The organism is Microbacterium sp. CCNWLW41 (assembly GCF_037083505.1).
In genome coordinates, this window is sequence record NZ_JBAOJP010000004.1 from 36,969 (window position 1) to 53,198 (window position 16,230).

General features: G+C 71.7%; 15 protein-coding genes. 7 read left to right on the forward strand and 8 right to left on the reverse strand.

The window, feature by feature from the left end; genetic code table 11:
* Position 1: 1 nt before the first annotated feature.
* The 7 genes from V6R91_RS15350 to V6R91_RS15380 form a co-directional block, all read right to left on the reverse strand.
* Entirely contained in the window at positions 2 to 988 is a 987-nt protein-coding gene (locus V6R91_RS15350; RefSeq protein WP_336395974.1) for a glycoside hydrolase family 130 protein, read from the reverse strand.
* A 15-nt stretch (positions 989 to 1,003) separates the two neighbouring features.
* Positions 1,004 to 1,846: a carbohydrate ABC transporter permease gene (locus tag V6R91_RS15355; protein WP_336395975.1), complete on the reverse strand. Its 843-nt coding sequence runs from the start codon at positions 1,844 to 1,846 to the stop codon at positions 1,004 to 1,006.
* Entirely contained in the window at positions 1,846 to 2,742 is an 897-nt protein-coding gene (locus tag V6R91_RS15360; RefSeq protein ID WP_336395976.1) for a carbohydrate ABC transporter permease, read from the reverse strand. The genes V6R91_RS15355 and V6R91_RS15360 overlap by 1 nt, the downstream gene beginning before the upstream one ends.
* Positions 2,743 to 2,746: 4 nt before the next feature.
* On the reverse strand, positions 2,747 to 4,012 hold the full coding sequence (locus V6R91_RS15365; RefSeq protein WP_336395977.1) for an extracellular solute-binding protein: 1,266 nt from the start codon (positions 4,010 to 4,012) through the stop codon (positions 2,747 to 2,749).
* A gap of 33 nt (positions 4,013 to 4,045) precedes the next feature.
* Complete coding sequence (locus V6R91_RS15370; protein ID WP_271061056.1) at positions 4,046 to 5,038, reverse strand: LacI family DNA-binding transcriptional regulator; 993 nt, start codon at positions 5,036 to 5,038, stop codon at positions 4,046 to 4,048.
* A gap of 155 nt (positions 5,039 to 5,193) precedes the next feature.
* Positions 5,194 to 6,537, reverse strand: a complete 1,344-nt coding sequence (locus V6R91_RS15375) for an FtsX-like permease family protein (RefSeq protein WP_336395978.1) — start codon at positions 6,535 to 6,537, stop codon at positions 5,194 to 5,196.
* Positions 6,534 to 7,268: an ABC transporter ATP-binding protein gene (locus V6R91_RS15380; RefSeq protein WP_336395979.1), complete on the reverse strand. Its 735-nt coding sequence runs from the start codon at positions 7,266 to 7,268 to the stop codon at positions 6,534 to 6,536. Before V6R91_RS15380 ends, V6R91_RS15375 begins: the two co-directional genes overlap by 4 nt.
* Positions 7,269 to 7,497: 229 nt before the next feature.
* Here V6R91_RS15380 and V6R91_RS15385 point away from each other — a divergent pair, with 229 nt between their 5' ends.
* Both V6R91_RS15385 and V6R91_RS15390 read left to right on the forward strand, forming a co-directional pair.
* Complete coding sequence (locus V6R91_RS15385; RefSeq protein ID WP_336395980.1) at positions 7,498 to 8,724, forward strand: sensor histidine kinase; 1,227 nt, start codon at positions 7,498 to 7,500, stop codon at positions 8,722 to 8,724.
* Positions 8,721 to 9,416 carry a response regulator transcription factor gene (locus tag V6R91_RS15390; protein ID WP_336395981.1) on the forward strand — a complete coding sequence of 232 codons (696 nt, stop codon included), beginning with the start codon at positions 8,721 to 8,723 and terminating at the stop codon, positions 9,414 to 9,416. Before V6R91_RS15385 ends, V6R91_RS15390 begins: the two co-directional genes overlap by 4 nt.
* Positions 9,417 to 9,443: 27 nt before the next feature.
* Here the strand turns inward: V6R91_RS15390 and V6R91_RS15395 are convergent, their stop codons facing one another.
* Positions 9,444 to 10,892 (reverse strand): helix-turn-helix domain-containing protein, encoded by a 1,449-nt coding sequence (locus V6R91_RS15395; RefSeq protein WP_336395982.1) that lies wholly within the window; start codon positions 10,890 to 10,892, stop codon positions 9,444 to 9,446.
* Between the two features lie 148 nt (positions 10,893 to 11,040).
* Here V6R91_RS15395 and fepB point away from each other — a divergent pair, with 148 nt between their 5' ends.
* Genes fepB through V6R91_RS15420 form a run of 5 tightly spaced genes read left to right on the forward strand, consistent with a single transcriptional unit; the run spans position 11,041 to position 16,114 of the window.
* On the forward strand, positions 11,041 to 12,036 hold the full coding sequence (fepB, locus tag V6R91_RS15400) for a Fe2+-enterobactin ABC transporter substrate-binding protein (protein WP_271061925.1): 996 nt from the start codon (positions 11,041 to 11,043) through the stop codon (positions 12,034 to 12,036).
* A 52-nt stretch (positions 12,037 to 12,088) separates the two neighbouring features.
* Positions 12,089 to 13,141: a FecCD family ABC transporter permease gene (locus V6R91_RS15405; RefSeq protein ID WP_336395983.1), complete on the forward strand. Its 1,053-nt coding sequence runs from the start codon at positions 12,089 to 12,091 to the stop codon at positions 13,139 to 13,141.
* On the forward strand, positions 13,138 to 14,217 hold the full coding sequence (locus tag V6R91_RS15410) for a FecCD family ABC transporter permease (RefSeq protein WP_336395984.1): 1,080 nt from the start codon (positions 13,138 to 13,140) through the stop codon (positions 14,215 to 14,217). Before V6R91_RS15405 ends, V6R91_RS15410 begins: the two co-directional genes overlap by 4 nt.
* The gene (locus V6R91_RS15415) at positions 14,217 to 15,029 is read left to right on the forward strand and encodes an ABC transporter ATP-binding protein (RefSeq protein WP_336395985.1); all 813 of its coding nucleotides are present in this window, start codon (positions 14,217 to 14,219) and stop codon (positions 15,027 to 15,029) included. Before V6R91_RS15410 ends, V6R91_RS15415 begins: the two co-directional genes overlap by 1 nt.
* On the forward strand, positions 15,026 to 16,114 hold the full coding sequence (locus V6R91_RS15420) for an LLM class flavin-dependent oxidoreductase (RefSeq protein WP_336395986.1): 1,089 nt from the start codon (positions 15,026 to 15,028) through the stop codon (positions 16,112 to 16,114). The genes V6R91_RS15415 and V6R91_RS15420 overlap by 4 nt, the downstream gene beginning before the upstream one ends.
* Positions 16,115 to 16,230: the final 116 nt, after the last annotated feature.

Consider the following 16,230-nt stretch of genomic DNA (forward strand, 5'->3'; position numbering starts at 1 on the left):
GTCACCACTCCTCGTCGGCGACGCGCAGCGCGCGTCCCCACGGCTGCGCGGGGTCGTGGATCGCGACGGCCAGCGTCGTGTCGGACTGCCCGTAGTAGGCGAACCACTTGCCCCGGAACTTCACCAGCCCCTCGACGAAGGTGACGTTCGACACGAGCCCGTTGAGGTCCTCGAAGGTCTGCGGACGCAGCCACGGCTCCTGCATGCGGGCGATGACCTTGGTCGGGTCGTCCGGATCGATCGCGATCTGGCCGCACCGGTAGTCCACGTCGACCGTGCCGTCCTCGCGCACCTCGCGGGTGGCGCCGTTCGTGAGCATGACGAGCAGGCCGTTGTCGGTGACGACGGGGGAGGTCCCGATCTCCACGAGCGCCTCGTCCCAGGTGCCCGGGGTCGGCGCGTACATCGGCTCGGTGTCCGGCGCGCCCGGTGTCCAGTGGAGGAGGTCGTCGCTGGTCGCCCAGTAGATCCCGCCCTCGCCGAAGTACAGCCACCACTTCCCGTGCATCCTCTGCGGCACGATGACGCCCGCCTTCGACCAGTTGAATCCGCGCGGATCCATGGTCTTGAACGTGTCGAAGTCGTCGAACAGCGGCCCGTGCTTGGTCCAGGTGCGAAGGTCGGGGGAGGTGGCCAGGCACAGCTGCGCGCTCCGGCGATCCCACCCGGTGTACGTGAGGTAGTAGGTGCCGTCGATCAGCGCGATCCGCGGATCCTCGCAGCCGTAGCGCTCGTAGTCCTCGGAGGGGGACAGGATCGGCGCGTCCTCGCGCGTGAACGTCACGCCGTCCCGGGAGCGGGCGAGCCCGATGTGCGACACGATGTCGTCGGCGTGCGCGCGGTAGAGGAGCACGACCTCGTCGCCGTCGACCAGCGCCGCCGGGTTGTACAAGTTCGCCGACTCCCAGCTGTCGCCGCGAGGACGCAGGATCGGGTTGCCCTCGTACGGGGTGAACGGACCGAGGGGGAAGGATGCTCCGGTGAACATGGATGCCCTTTCTGGCTAGCCCTTGACGGCCGCGCCGAGGTCGGTGGCGGTGAAGAAGCGCTGGAACACGATGAACAGGATGACGACGGGGAACGCGAGCGCCGTCGCGCCCGCGAGGATCGCGCCGTTGGGGTTCGCCGTCGACTGCGCGACGTTGGAGATGTAGTTGGCGAGGGAGACGGCCAGCGGCTGCAGGCTCGCGTCCTTGGTGATGAGGAACGGCCAGAGGAACTCGTTCCACGGCCCGATGAAGGTCACGAGCACGACGGTGACGAGCACCGGCCGGATCAGCGGCAGCGCGACCGAGGTGAGCAGGCGGATCTCTCCGGCGCCGTCGATGCGCGCGGCCTCGAAGATCTCCGTCGGGAGCGCCTTGAAGAACTGCGTGAAGATGAACACGGCGGTGGTGTTGATGAGGAACGGCAGGATCATCCCGAGGTACGAGTCGCCGAGGCCGTAGTTGCGGGTGATCTGGACGTACAGCGGGATCATCAGCAGCTGGAACGGCACCATCTGCACGAGCAGCATGAGCACCCAGATCACCCCGCGCCCGCGGAAGTCGAGACGGGCCATCGCGTATCCGGCGAGCAGCCCGAACACGACCGTGCCCAGCAGCACGCCGGCGGTGAAGACCAGCGAGTTCAGCAGGGAGCCGACGAGGTCGATCCGCGCGTCGATGGCGGCGAAGTTGTCGAGCGTCCACCCGGTGGTCGGCACCAGCGACGCGGGGGAGTTGGTCGGGCTCTTCTGGAAGGCCCCGACCACCATGAAGTAGAACGGGAAGGCGAAGGCGATCGCCGCAACGGTCAGCAGGATCGTGCTGAGGATGCGCGGCAGCGGCCGGCGTCGGCGGGTCATCATCGCTCCCTCGTGGCGCGGTTGGCGAACAGCGACAGCATCCCCACGAGCACGACGAGGACCATGCCGATCGCCGCCGCGGTGTCGGGGTTCTGCTGCTGGATGCCCAGCTGGTAGATGAGCAGGACCGGGGTCGTGGACGCCCCGTCCGGACCGCCGCCGTTCGTGAGCAGGTAGGGCTCGGTGAAGAGGTTCGCCCCGGTGATGATCGACAGGATGAGCACGAGCGTGGTCGCGCTGCGCACCCCGGGCACGGTGACGTTCCAGAAGCGGGCGAGGGCGCCCGCGCCGTCGGTCTCCGCCGACTCGTAGAGCTCCTTCGGGACGTTCTGCAGCGCGGCGAGGTACAGCAGGATGTAGAACCCGAGCTGCTTCCACGTCACGTACAGGGCGATCATCGGCATGGCGAGGCCGCTGTTCACCAGCCACGACGGATCCGGGGCGAGCGGGCCGAGGATCGTGTTCACGAGCCCGCCGCGCGAGAACAGCAGCATCCACACGCCCACCAGCGAGACGCTCGCGGTCAGGTACGGCACGTAGAACGCGACGCGGTAGGCGGACGCCCAGCGGATGCCGGTGTTCAGCGCCGCCGCGAGCACCAGCGCCAGGACGGCGGTCAGGGGCACGTTGATCACGAGGAACACGAGCGTGTTGCGGAACGAGCCGAGCACCCGCGGATCCGTGAGCACGGTGACGAAGTTCTCGAAGCCGACGAACGGTCGGTCGACCACCGCGCCCGGCGCGGTGAAGAAGTAGTCGTGGAAGGCGATGTAGACGGCGAATCCGAGCGGGTAGGCGAAGATCGCCAGCACGAAGACGAAGTACGGCAGCGCGAAGAGGCCGCCGATCGGCTGCGCACCCAGCAGGCGGGCGCGCAACCGTCGGTTCTCGGTCATGGCGTCACTCGGCGACGAGCTCGTCGATCTTCTTCGCGGCGGAGGCGAGGAAGTCGTCGATCGAGGTCTTCCCGAAGATCACCGCCGACGAGTAGCCGTCGCGGAACGCCTGCCAGGCCTCGACGGAGTTCGGGATGCTCGGCACGTCCGCCGTCGCCTCCGCCTGCGTCGCGAACGCGACGTAGTCCGGGTTCGCCGCGAAGTAGTCCGCGTACGTGCTCTCCAGGTCCGTCCGCATCGGCATCTGGCCGGTCTCCTCGAGGAGCTGCCCGTCGCTGTCCTCACTGGTGGAGAACTTCAGGAACTCCCACGCCGTGCCCTGGTTCTTGCACGCGGTGAACATCGACACGCTCTTCGAGTCGGCGAAGGTCGTCGGGTTCTCGCGGCCGTCCTTCGTCGGCACCGGCATGAATCCGACGTCGACGGTGTCGGCGTAGGAGGGGATGGCCCACGGGCCGGCGAGCTGCATCGCCGTGGTGCCCGCCGACATCGCGTCGTCGGTCGACGCCTCGTTGGGGGCGAGCCTGTCGTCGTACACCGTCTTCCAGAACTCGGCCACGGTACGACCGGCGTCCGAGTCGAACGTGGCCTTGCCGTCCTCGACGAGCATCGTGCCGTCGGTCTCGGCGAGGTAGAGCGGATAGAAGTCGAACCAGGGCTGGTAGAACTCGCTGGTCGGCGCCGGCCAGATCGCGCTCTGCACACCGGAGGCCACGATCTTGCGCGAGCCGTCCAGGAACGCGTCGTACGTGTTCATCTGCGGGTTCTCGGGATCGAGGCCCGCCGCCTGGAAGAGCTTCTTGTTGTACATCACCATGACCGGGTTCGACTTCCACGGGAGCTGGTAGAAGTCGCCGTCGGTCGCGTAGGCGTCCACGTCGCCGCCGCGCTCGCTGATGTAGTCGGCGCCGCCGTCGATCCCGCTGAGGTTTACGAGACCGCCCTGCTTGACCCAGCCGGACACCGCGGCAGGGGCGACGTTGTAGACGAGGCACGGCGCCGTCCCCGCGGTGATCGCGGCGGTGATGGCCTCCTCGGACGAGGAGCCGGCGGGGATCTCCTGCGCGGTGACCTTCTCGTCGGGGTGCTCCTTGTTCCAGGCTTCGACGACGGCGGTGCCCCAGGCGAGCTCCTGCTCGTTGTTCGAGAGCCAGATCTTGATCGGCCCGGTCTGGTCGGCGGATCCGGAGGCGTCTCCTCCGCCTCCCGCGCATCCGGTCGCGGTGATCGCGACGAGGCCGATGACTGCTGTTGCGGCGATCTTCTTCATGGTGTCCTCCTCGACACGATGGGGGCGGTGGCCTCAGGCCGATGTGCTCTCACGGAAGTGCACGACGTTGCAGTCGACGACCTCGGTGCGCGGCTCCGCACCGCCGACGGCGGCCTGCAGGAGCCGTGCGGCGGCCCGTCCGCGGGCGGCGGGATCCGTCGAGACGCTGCTGAGCGCCGGGGTCAAGTGCGCGGAGAGGTGGTCGTCGTCGAACCCGGAGATGGCGAGGTCGGCGGGGATGGACAGCCCCTGCGCGCGGGCGAACGACACCCCCGCGATGGCCATCGTGTCGTTGGAGTAGACGATGGCTGTGGGGCGGTCCGGCAGGGCGAGGAGCTCCGCGGTGAGGGCGCGCCCGCTCGCCGCGGTGAAGTCGCCCTCGCGCAGCAGCGCGTCGTCGCCGATCTCGGCGACGTACGCGTCCGCACGGGCGCGCGAGTGCACGTACCGGAGGGGCCCGGACACGTGCGCGATGCGTTCGTGCCCGGCGGCGCGCAGGTGCGCGATGATCTCGCGGATGGGCGCGGCGTCGTCCGTCCGCACGCACGAGAACGGATGAGGCCCATCGTAGGCGCCGACCAGCACGGTCGGCAGGTTCAGCTCTTCCAGGAACGGCACGCGCCAGTCGTCGTCGCGCAGGTCGAGCAGCAGGGCGCCGTCGGCGCGGCCGTGGGCGAGGGAGCGATAGGCCCGCTCCTCGGCATCGCGGTCGGGGACCACCTGGAGCAGCAGCGCCGTCTCGGTCTCCGCGAGCACGGACTCGACTCCGGCGATGAAGGCCGGGAAGAACGAGTCGTTCGCGATGACGTCGGGGTTTCGCGCCAGGACGACGGCGATCGCGTTCGCGCGGCGGTTGGCGAGCGCCCGAGCGTTCTGGCTCGGCACCCATCCGAGCCGCTCGGCGGCCGCGAGGACCTTCGCGCGCGTCTCCTCGGAGATGGGCCGATTGCCGGTCAGCGCGTGCGACACCGTCGCCTTCGCCACGCCGGCCTCGCGGGCCACGTCGGCGATCGTCGTGCGGCTCATCGTCACCTCCTCGTCACCTCGTCGTGCACCGGCGCACGGTGTGAACCGGTTTGACGAGATCAATGTAAACCGGTTTGACGGGAGGTGTCAAGGGGGTGAGCGTCAAAGGCGGTCCGCGCCCGAACCGCGGCCACCGGCGGTTCGGGCGCGACACGTCACTCGCCTCGGACGGGCGCCTCCCAGACCCGTCTCAGCACAGGGCCGGTGAGGGAGACCCCGGCCCGGATCAGCAGCAGGCCGAGCAGCAGCACGAGGAGGACGGCGATGCTGAACAGCGGTGCGACCACGATCGCGACGGCCACGAGGAAGAAGGTCAGCGCGATCGATGCGAAGGCCGCTCCGGTCACCGCGATGTGCGCCGAGGTGGTCACTGTGAGCAGCCGCATGCGGTGGACCGCGGAGCGGGGCATGCCGATCCGATCGAGAGCCACGTACAGATCCCGCCCCTCCATGACCCCGGCGGTCTGCGTGATCGCGATCTGGCACGCCACCACGAGGAAGGAGACCGCCACGAGGGCGAGCAGCATCGTGCGCGCATCTGCGAACAGGAGCAGCTGATCGGGCGTCATCACCGCACGGCTCGCGCTGCGGCTGATCGTGTCGAGGTAGCCGAGGAGGGAACCGGCCGGGATCAGGACGAAGGTCGCGAGCGCCAGCGTGGACACGCTGCGCCAGGCGGCGCGGGGGTCGCCCAGGATGCCGCGGGCCGCGACCAGTCTCGACGGGTCCGTCGTGCGCGCCGCCACCTGCCGGGCCACGAACGAGACGAGGAACGGTCCGACCACGCCGAGCACGGCCATCACCGCAAGCACGGTCACGGCGAGGGCGCCCAGGAGCACGACGACGCCCCATCCGGGTGACATCATCTGCGTGACCAGAACCGCTGCGCCCACCACGAGAAGCGCGATCACGACGCGGAGCCAGCTCATCCGCGGCGCATCCTGGCGCGTGCGCACCCCGAGGGGGGAGAGGACCACCCGGCGCAGCCCGAGCAGCGCGCTGAGCGCGGCGACGAGCACCAAGGCCGGCGGGATCGCCGCGGACGCCCACCAGGGCAGCCACAGCTCGGACGCCGTCAACGGCAGGCCGTGCACCGTGAGCAGGGAGAGGGCGGACGGAAGCGCGGCGGACAGCGCGGCGCCGATCATGACCCCGACGCCGGCGACCACGCTGACCTCGGCGACCGCGACCCGACGCACGCGGCCAGCGGTCGCGCCGAGCAGACGGAGCGTGGCCAGCCGGTCGTCCCGGCTGCGGGCGGCGAGCCTCGCGGTCGCGGTGCCCAGGGTGATCAACGGGACGATCAGCAGAGCGACGAGTCCGAACGCGAGCACCTGGTAGCCCACCTCCTCAGTGTCGACGCGCCAGAAGGCCCCGGCGAGCATGGCGACCGCGAACGTCAGGAGCGTCGTGACCCCGGACGCCGCGATCTGCAGCCCGGTCGTCGTCGCGGAGATCCGATGGGGGCGGATCAGCAGGAGCGTGGCGCCCGCGCTCATGCCGCGGCCTCGATCCGTCCGTCGTGCAGGCGGATGATCCGGTCGCACCGCGAGGCGACCTGTGCGTCATGGGTGACGATCAGCACCGCGCGGTCCGCGCCGCGGCCGGTCGCCAGCAGCGCGTCGAGCACCTCATCGGCCGTGTGCGAGTCCAGGGCCCCGGTCGGCTCGTCGGCGAAGATCAGGTTCGGGCCCGTGATCAGGGCCCGGGCGATCGCGACTCGTTGCGCCTGTCCGCCGGAGAGCTGGCCGATGCGGCGATCGCCGAGCCCCGCAAGTCCGAGCCGGCGCAGCTCCGCATCGGCGCGGGGGGTCGCGTCGGCCCGGGAGAAGCCCGTCAGCAGCAGCGGCAGGGCGACGTTCTCCTCGGCCGTGAGCTCCGGCAGCAGCATCCCCTGCTGGAACACGAACCCGAAGCGCCGCAGCCTGAAGGAGGAACGGGCGTCTTCGGACAGTGCGGCGAGGTCGTCGTAGCCGCTCCCGTCGGGGCGGCTCAGGATGACGGTTCCTTCGTCTGCGGGGAGGATCCCGGCGAGCACATGCAGCAGCGTGGACTTCCCGGACCCGCTCGGCCCCATGATGGCGACCGACTCCCCGGGGGAGATGGTGACGTCCGCGCCGCACAGCGCCCTGGTCGTCCCGAAGGACTTGCCGGCGCCCCGGGCCCGCAGCAGCCAGGTCGTCGTGCTCTTCCTCTCTGCGGAGTCGGCTCGTGCAGCGGTGTCTTTCACGGGTGTCTCCCATCGTCGTGCGGTGAACGGCACTGCTCACGCTAGGAACCGGCGTCCCGAGGGCGATACCACCCACGGGTCGAACCCGCGGCGGGTGTCGGCTCCGCGTTTCCACCCACGGGTGGTGGTCGCGGGTTTCCGACCCCGATAGCGTCGAGAGGCGGAACGCCGCAGGCCAGAGCCTCGGCGCCGCCCCCGTCCTGGACCGAGAGCAGAAGGAGACGAAGGAGTGGACGACGATGCCGGCGTTCTCGACGAACCGGCCCTCCGACGCCCGCGCGTCGTACGGTGGCTCGTCGCCCACCCGCGGGTCGCCGATGTGCTCGTCATCCTCGCGTGCATCGTCCCGACGTTCGCGGCGCTCGTCCTCGCCCCGCCTCCGCATGCGTGGGCCGGCTACGTGTGCGCCGTCGGCGTCGGGGTCGCCCTTTGGTGGCGCCGCGCCCACCCCCTCATCGTGCTCCTCGTCGTCGTCGTGCTCGCGACCATCAACCCGATCGCCGCACACAGCCTCACGCCGGCGTTCTTCGAGAGCCTCTTCGCCCTTTACACGCTCGCGAGCAGGACGCGGCTCCCGAAGGCGATCGCCGGCTATCTCGCCGGCGAGGCCCTGGTCCTGGCTACAGCGGGCGTCCTGATCCTCCTCGGGCTCCGCGAGGAGTGGCCGGCTGTCCTCTTCCAGCCGGTCTCGCTGCTGGCGCTCGCCGTCGGCGTCGCCGTGCGCGCGAGCAGATCGCGCCGTGCGGCGCTCGCCGAGGTGGTCGCGCTGCGCGAGGAGCGCGCCGCTGCCGCCGAACGGGTCCGTATCGCCGCCGAGATGCACGACGTCGTCGCGCATTCGGTCACGGTGATGATCGCCCTCGCCGGCGGTGCCGCCGCGGGCTGGGAGAAGCACCCCGAGCGGGCGCGCCACGCACTCGAGCAGCTGGGCGACGTCGGGGCGCACACCCTCGAGGAGATGCAGCGGATCCTCCGCGTCCTCCACGAGAACGAGGAAGGACGGAACCCGAGCCTCGAGGGGTCCGGTCATGACCTGCCGTCCCTCGACGAACTGGTCGCCGTCTTCCGGGCAGCGGGCCTCCCGGTCACCGTCACCGTCGGCGGCGAGGACGCGCTGCGCGACGGCGCACTCGGCGACCCCGCCTTGCGGACCTCGGTCTACCGGATCGTCCAGGAGTCGCTGACCAATGCGCTTCGCCACGCGCACGAGGCCACGTATGTCGAGATCGACGTGGTCCACGACGCCGGACGAGTGACCGTGACGGTGACCGACAACGGACGCGGCAGCGCGCTCGGGCCGAGCATGGGGGCCGGCGTGGGGCTGCGCGCGATGCGGGAACGGGCGACCGCGTTCGGCGGGGAGTTCTCCGCCGGTCCGATCCCGACCCGCGACGACGCCCCGGGCAGCGGCTGGCGGACGCGGGTGTCGCTCCCCGTCGGCAGGGTGTCCGCATGAGCGATCGACCCTCCCGCAGGATCCGCGTCCTCGTCGTGGACGACCAGCCCCTGGAGCGCACCGGCAACGCCCTCATCCTCGATTCCGATGACGGGATCGTCGTCGTCGGGGAGGCCGGGGACGGCGCCGCGGCGGTCGCGGCGGTCGCTGCGGCGCGTCCCGACATCGTGCTCATGGATGTCCGGATGCCGGTGATGGACGGTCTCGAGGCGACCAGCATCATCACGGCGCGGCATCCTGAGGTGCGGATCATCGTCCTCACCACGTTCGACCTGGACGAGTACGCCTTCGGCAGCCTCAGGGCGGGGGCCAGCGCTTTTCTCCTCAAGAGCACCCGCCCCGCCGCGCTCATCGACGCCGTCAAGACCGTCGCCTCCGGGGCGGCGGTCGCCGCGCCGCGCCTCACCGCCAGGCTCATCGACCACTACCTCGGGGTTCGGGCCGCGCGCGAAGGAGTCCCGCGACGCGAGGCCGACGTTCTCGCTGTGCTCAGTCCCCGGGAACGGGACATCTTCGCGGCGATCGTCCGGGGACTCACGAATACCGAGATCAGCGATGAGCTGGTTCTCGCGCCCTCCACGATCAAGTCGCACATCAACTCGATCTTCGCCAAGCTGGGGCTGCGGGACCGGGTCCACGCCGTCATCCTCGGTCACGAGCTCGGCGACGCGGTCAGACGCGGGGAAGGGTGAGGGCCGCCTTGCGCGCCCGAACCGGCCTCACGGCGCGTGGTGGGACTGGGACGCGAGGAATCGGCTGGGGGAGTGGCCGTGGGCGCGGCGGAAGGCCCGGCTGAAGGCGGCGGCATCGGCGTATCCGACGCGTCGCGCGACCTGGGACGGATGCAGGCCGTCGCGCAGCAGCCGTCGGGCCCAGGTCATCCGTGTGCGTGCGCGCCAGGTCGCCAGCGTCGTGCCGGTGAGCGCCTCCACGGCATCGCGCAGCTCCGCCGGCGTCAGCGCGGACTGGGCCGCGAGCTCCGCCGATGATCGCCCGTCCTCGGGGTGCTCCGCCAGGCGTTCCAGGAGCACGTAGACGGCGTCGGCGACGGAGCCGGGCACACCCTCGGGCTCCCGGAGGCCGAGGATCCCCTGCAGCGCGGTCCGCGGGTCGCCCCCGCTGACGGGCTCGACGCCCCCGTACGCCCAGGCGGCGAGGCGCAGCAGCGGAGTGCGCAGTGCGTCGTCCGCTCGCGCGAGGAACCCGGCCGGGACGTCCATGCCGCCGGGAAGCCAGCCCAGTGGAATCACGGCCGCCTCGGGGCCGACGCGGAACCCCGCCGAGGTCCCTGCCGGGAGACAGGCCAGATCGCCGGCGCGCAGCGTGGTCGTCTCTCCGTCGATCCCGAGGACGGCGTCGCCCGCGGCGACCCAGATCACGATGTGGTACCCGTTGCACTGCGGACCGAGCTCGTCGCCTCGGTGACCACCGGCGGCCGTCGTCATCGTCTCCCCGCGTGCGAGGGCCGACGGCGCCACGCCCCACTCCCGGCGGAACGCGCGGGCGAACGCCTGGGGGCTGCCGTACCCGGCGTCGGCAGCGACGCCCGCGACTCCGCGACCGGCGCGGAGCCCCTCGGCAGCGCGGCCGAGCGCGTGCCGGGTGCGCCACCGCACCGGTGTCCAGCCGGTCTCGGCGCGGAACCGTCTCGCGAGGACGCTGTCACCCAGCCCGCGTGCCGCGCCCACGGCCGACGGCGCGCGGGTGGGATCTGCCAGAAGCGCCTCCGCGACGCGACGCAGATCGGGCGAGGACGGCATCGGCGGGGTCGCGATCGCGGCCGCCGGATGCCCGATCCCGCCGAGGAGGGCCGCGGCGCGGACCCCTCCGCCGTGCAGCACGCCGAGGCTGCGCGTGAAGGCTGCGAGAAGCAGGGGGACCGCATCTGAGGGCGGGGAGGCGACGAACGGCGCCGACGGGCCGGCCGCGCGGTCCTCGTCGCGGATCCGGATCGGCAGCGCCGCCGACTCCGCAGACCCTCGCAGCAGAGCTCGGTGGCCGCCCGGGATCCACAGCGCCTGCCCCGGGCCGAGCGCCCACCGCGACGAGCCGAGCGTCACCGTCACCTGCCCGGCGACCACCCACACCAGCACCGGCGCACCGGCGCGGATCTCGGCGCGTGTCGACGAGGGGATGAGCCGGGGGTCGAACGGAGGGGGAAAGGACAAGGATGCGCCGATCTGGGTGCAATGACTGAGGTAAGGCAATCCTAATCTCGATCGAGGAGCGCCCGAGCTCCGCGCCGACGTCGACGCACGCACCCGCACCCGCGGACGACTGCCCCACGGCCACCGGCCCGGGGCCAGGGAAGGAATCATGACCATCTACGCATCCGTGCGCCGCCGCGCGACCGCCGTGATCGGCCTCGCCGTGGCGAGCGCCCTCGCTCTCGTCGGCTGCGCCGGCGCCGCCGAGAAGCCCGCTGCCGAGGAGGCCGCTGCGACCACAGCAGCCGCCGAGTGGCCTCGTGTCTTCGAGAACGCCGACGGCACGACCACCGAGATCCCGGAGCAGCCCGAGCGGATCCTGTCGACGGCCGTCTCCGTGACCGGGACCCTGCTGGCGATCGACGCCCCGGTCGTGGCCAGCGGGTCGCAGGTGGGCGGCGTCTGGTTCGACCAGTGGGCCGACATCGCCGACGAGCGGGACGTGACCAACCTCTGGAGCGTCGGGGAGTTCGATCTCGAGGCGGTCATGGCGAACGAGCCCGATCTGATCGTGGTCGCCACCAGCGGACGGGATGCCCTGACCGATCAGGTCGCCGACCTGCAGTCGATCGCGCCGACGATCGTCGTGGACTACGGAGCGCAGACCTGGCAGGATCTGGCGGTCGAGCTCGGCGAGGCGACCGGGCTCGAGGAGCAGGCGGAGAAGACGATCTCCGACTTCGACGCCCTGGTGCGCGAGACGGCCGGCGCGATCACCGTTCCGAAGGGCACCGCCGACGTCATCTCCTTCAACGGGCCCGGTCAGGACAACCCGATCGCCCGCGTCGGCGGGTCCCACGCGAACCTCTTGGAGGCGCTCGGCTTCACGGTCGAGGACCCGGACCCCGCGTGGCATACGCAGGCGCAGGAGCGCGCGGACTTCGTGTGGGCGACGTACGAGAACCTGCTGCAACTGACCAGCGAGACGACGTTCATCCTGTCCGCCGACGACGAGAAGGCCCAGGGATTCGCTCAGGATCCGGTGCTGGCGAACCTCCCCTCCGTCGCGGCGGGGCAGGTGTACGGCCTAGGCGTGAACTCGTTCCGGATGGACCTCTACAGCTCGACCGAGATCGTCGAGCACATCAAGGACCTGTTCTCCTGAGACGGTTCGACCGGCCGCGCGGGGGAGCGCGGCCGGTCGAACGGGGACCATCATGATCGACACCACCTCGACGCCCGTCGAGGCGTCGGACGCTCCGCCGCGCATCGGTCGCGGGCGTCTGCTCCTCGTCCTCGGCGGCACGACCGTCGTCGTCGCCGCCCTCGTCGTCACCAGCGCGATCGTCGGCACGCGCATGCTCGCCCCCGCCGACCTGTGGGACGCGGTGCTGGCCTACGATCCGTCCGACGACGCACACCTGCTCCTGAGGAACCGCCGTCTGCCGAGGGCTGCGCTTGCGCTCCTCGTCGGCGCGGCGCTCGGGGCCGCGGGGGTCGTGATGCAGTCGCTCACCCGCAATCCCCTCGCAGAGCCGGGCCTCCTCGGCGTGAACGCGGGGGCGGCGGTCGCGGTCGCCGTGGCGGTCGCCGTGGCCGGGATCGTCGCTCCGATCGCCTACTTCGGGGCCGCCCTCATCGGGGCCGCGGTCGCCGGCGGGCTCGTCATGCTCCTGGGCGGCGTGCGCCGGGGATCGGATCCGGTGCGCCTCGTCCTCGCCGGGGCGGCGCTCTCCGTCGTCCTCGGCGCCTTGGCGCAGATCGTGATCGTGAACGGCGACGACCTGGTCTTCGACCGGTATCGCGCGTGGGCGGTCGGGTCCCTCGCCGGCCGCGACGGGGACGTGCTCCCGCCCGCGGCGCTGCTGATCGGGATCGGACTGACCCTCGCGCTCCTGCTCTCTCGTGCGCTGGACGCGGCCTCCCTCGGTCCCGAGACCGCGCGCGCACTGGGTGTGCGTCCCGCCGTCGTCTGGGCCGTGGCGGGGTTCGCGGTCGTCGTCCTCGCCGGAGGCGCCACCGCGGCCGCCGGCCCGATCGCGTTCGTCGGACTCACCGCGCCTCACGTGGCGCGGCTGATGGTCGGCTCCGATCACCGTCGGATGCTGCCGACCGCGATGGCGCTGGGCGCCGCTCTCGTCCTCGTCGCGGACGTGCTGGGGCGCGTGGTCGCACCCCCGGGCGAGGTGGGAGTCGGCATCATGGTCGCGATCCTCGGCGGCCCGTTCTTCGTGGCTCTCGTCCGCCGTCGTCGACTGGCACCGCTGTGACTCGCGTGACGGCCACGGACGCGCCGGGCGGCCGGCGGGTGCTGCGGATGGGACGCCTCGCCCTTCTCGTGCGGCCCCGGACGATCGCGGTCACGGCCGTGCTCACCGTTGTCGCGCTGATCGCGGGAGCCGTCGCGATGACGGTCGGCAGCCTGCCGGTGCCGCTGCACGCCGTTCCCGGCGCCGTACTGGGCATCGCCGACGACCCGACCGCGATCCGCGCCGTCCAGGGGGTGCGTCTGCCGCGGGTGCTGAGCGCGATCGGTGCGGGGGCGGCGCTGGGCGTGTCCGGATCTGTCTTCCAGTCGCTCGCCCGAAACGCGCTCGGATCCCCGGACGTGATCGGATTCACCACGGGAGCCGCCACCGGCGCCCTCGTCCAGATCGTCCTCTTCGGCGCGCAGCCGACGCAGGTGGCGCTCGGCACCATCCTCGGCGGACTCGTCACGGCGGGGACGGTGCTCCTCCTGGCCCGGCGCGGGGGAGGGATCGCGGGGCGCCAGCTCGTCCTCGTCGGCATCGGCGTCGGCGCGATCGCCTCGGCCGTCAACGGCCTGCTGCTGGTGCGCGGCACTATCGACGCCTCGAGCCAGGCCAACCTCTGGCTGTCCGGCTCGCTGGACGCGCGCCAGTGGAGCCACGCGCTGCCGGTCCTCGCCGGAGTCGCCATCGTGATCCCCCTCGTGCTCGTGCTGTCGCGACGAGCGGGTCTGATGGAGCTCGGCGACGACATCGCGCAGCAGTTGGGCGTGCGGGTCGAGCGCACCCGACTCCTGCTCGTGGCGTGCGCGGTGGCGCTGGCGGCGCTCGCGACGGCCGCGGTCGGACCGATCGCGTTCGTGGCGCTGGCGGCACCGCAGCTGGTGCGGCGTCTGCTGCGCGCCGACGCCCCTCCGATCGTCGGCGCCGCGGCGATGGGGGCGGCGCTACTGGTCGTCGCCGATCTCGTGACCCAGCTGCTCCCGGTGACCTTCGCCGTCCCGGTGGGCAGGATGACCGGCGTGGTGGGGGGACTCTACCTGTTGTGGCTGCTGGTGCCGAGCCGAGGCTCGACCGAAGGAAAGGGGTGGCGCTGATGCCGGACACGCTCGTCGCGGAGGGGCTGACGCTGCGGTATGACGACCGCACGATCCTGGAGGACCTGCATGCGACGCTTCCCGAGGGTCGGATCACCGTGATCCTGGGAGCGAACGCCTGCGGGAAGTCGACGCTGCTGCGGGGGCTGGCCCGCCTGCTGGCCCCGGCGTCGGGCCGGGTTCTGCTGGGCGGCGAGGACGTCCGCTCACTGGGACCGAAGGCTCTCGCGCGCCGGGTCGGGTTCCTTCCGCAGGCGGCGACCGCCCCAGGCGGGGTGACGGTCGCCGAGCTCGTCTCGCGCGGCCGGTACCCGCACCAGCGGCTGCTCCAGCAGTGGTCGCCGGAGGACGCGGACGCGGTGAACCGGGCGATGCGGTCGACCGGAGTGGCTGCCCTTGCCGGCAGACCCGTCGACGAGCTCTCGGGCGGGCAGCGGCAACGCGCCTGGATCGCGATGCTCCTGGCGCAGGAGACCCCGGTGATGCTGCTCGACGAACCGACGACGTACCTCGACGTCGCCCATCAGTTGGAGGTCCTGGAGCTGTGTCGGCGTCTCAACCGGGATGAGGGGCGCACGGTCGTGCTCGTGCTGCACGATCTCGATCAGGCCTGCCGCTATGCCGACCATCTCGTGGTCATGCGCGAGGGGCGGGTGCTGGCCACCGGCGCACCGGAGGCGGTGATGACGGCCGAGCTGATCGCCGTGGCCTTCGGGCTGGAGGCGCTGGTCCAGCCGCACCCGGTCACGGGCACGCCGATGATCGTCCCGATCGCGCCGATGGCGCCCGTCGGCGACGAGGTGGTCGCATGACGCTGACGACCGGGTTCTCGATCGCCCCGACCTGGCTGCGGGGACAGGCATGGCGACGGGAGGACTCGCGGGCCGAGGAGATCCTGTCCGGAGGGCCGATCGTCGACGCGGTCGTCCGCGCCGAGAGCGCCGGGTTCGATCTGGCCTTCCGACCGGACGCGCTCACGCTTCCGATGGGAACGATCGGGCGCGATCCCGCCCATCTGGGCCTGGACCCCCTGGTGCAGGCCGCGCAGTTGGCCGGGGCGACCCGGCGGATCGGGCTGGTCGTGACGGTCTCGGCCACGTTCACCGAACCGTATCCGGTCGCCCGGCAGCTCGCGTCGCTGGAGCACCTGGCTCCGGGGCGCATCGGATGGAACGTGGTGACGTCGCGCTCGGGGGATGAACAGTTCTCGATCGATCGGTTGCCGGACTCGTCGGCGCGCTGGCGTCGGGCCGAGGAGCTCGTTGACGTCGTCGAGTCCCTGCGCGCCGGCTTCCCCGCCGCCGCGATGCGTGTCGACCGGGGAGCGGGCGTGTTCGTGGACGTCGAGAGGGTGCGTCGCAGCGACCACGTGGGGGAGAACTTCCGGGTGGCGGGTCCGCTGCCGCTCCCGGCGCCGACCCCGGGACGCCTGCCGCTCATGGTCGCGGGCGGGGGCGCGGCGACGGTGTCCCTGGCCGGGCGACGCGCCGACGCGATGTTCGCCTCCGCGATCGAGGCCGACGCGGGCACGCAGCAGCGAGTCGCGATCAGGGCCGCTGCGGCGGAGGCCGGGCGGGAGGAACCGCCGCTGCTGCTCCCGGGGCTGTCGCTCCTGCTGGCCGACACCCGGGCGGAGGCGGCCGCGATCGAGCAGGCGACCTATCCGCCGTCCCTGGGATGGCGGCGCACTGGGCCGCACTGGTCGGTCGTGGGGACGCCGGACGACGCCGTGGCGGCGATCGCGGCCCGCGCCGACGCCGGCGCCCTCGACGGCTTCATCGCGTTCCCGGTGGGGTCCTGGCGTTCCGTCGAGCTGCTGTGCGACGAGGTCATGCCGCGGCTACGCGCCCTCCGCCTCGTCGGGGATCCGAGGGGAGGGCGGTCGAGCGGGCGATGAGGGAGAGGGACGGCGCATGCTAACTTAGGTTTACCTATCCTAAGTAGACAGGTCTCGCCCTTTTCGTTCCCACTGATTGGTTACCGTCGTGCTCCGCCGTATCTCGCTCACTGCCC